The following is a 751-nucleotide window of genomic DNA, read 5'->3' as shown; positions in this document are numbered from 1 at the left end:
GTCAGTATCGATGATCTATAGCTTATGACTTATTTTTGATGATAATGCTGCAAAATCTGTGCGGCAATAGATACAGCAACGGCCATAGGCTCTTTGCCGCCAATCGGTAATCCAATTGGCATGGTTAGTTTATCGACTATCGGCTTATCATAACCACGCTGCAGCAGACGACCTTTAAAACGCTCAGCTTTAGTTACCGAGCCAATACAACCAATATAAGGCAGTGATACTTCTGAACTATTATTAGGATTAGTTGCCAAACTGTTTGCGTCTGAACCAGCATCCAATGCGGCACGTACTAACTCAAAATCCAGACTATGATCATGAGTCATAACCAAAATAAAACGCTGAGCGCTTTGGTGGCTAAATGGCTCAATAAACGGGCGGATAAAATCAACAGGATCATCATCAATATGCGGACGGATATGAGCCGGAAGCTTGTAAAGCTTAGGCTGATTTAAATTAGGCTGAGCGTTTAATCGTTGAGACAAATCTTCGGTTTGAATAGACTTATTTGGCAAATTAGAATTGTCTAATAAATAACGCTCAAACATTTCAGGACGACTGTCTACCCAATCCACCTGGCAAGGCAGCTCTGCTAGTATCGTCATTAATGCTGCCGCCACATTCCCTGCTCCAAATACCAATATCGACATCGGTGGCGTCACATTAAAACATTCAAACATAACCGTGACACTACCACCGCAGCACTGCGCTAGCTTCGCACCTAGCGGATAATGCTTGGTATAGA

The 751-nt window shown here is 42.9% G+C and carries 1 protein-coding gene; it reads right to left on the bottom strand.

Translation table 11 applies throughout. The features are described from left to right. Positions 1-29 precede the first annotated feature (29 nt). Positions 30-751, bottom strand: a 722-nt coding sequence (locus ACS8FD_RS19885) for an XdhC family protein (RefSeq protein WP_439277138.1), incomplete at its 5' end; no start/stop codon positions are given.

The sequence above is a fragment of the Psychrobacter sp. 1U2 genome (assembly GCF_051847575.1).
The sequence above is the reverse complement of the archived record's forward strand: the minus strand, read 5'-3'. Positions and strand labels throughout refer to the sequence as shown.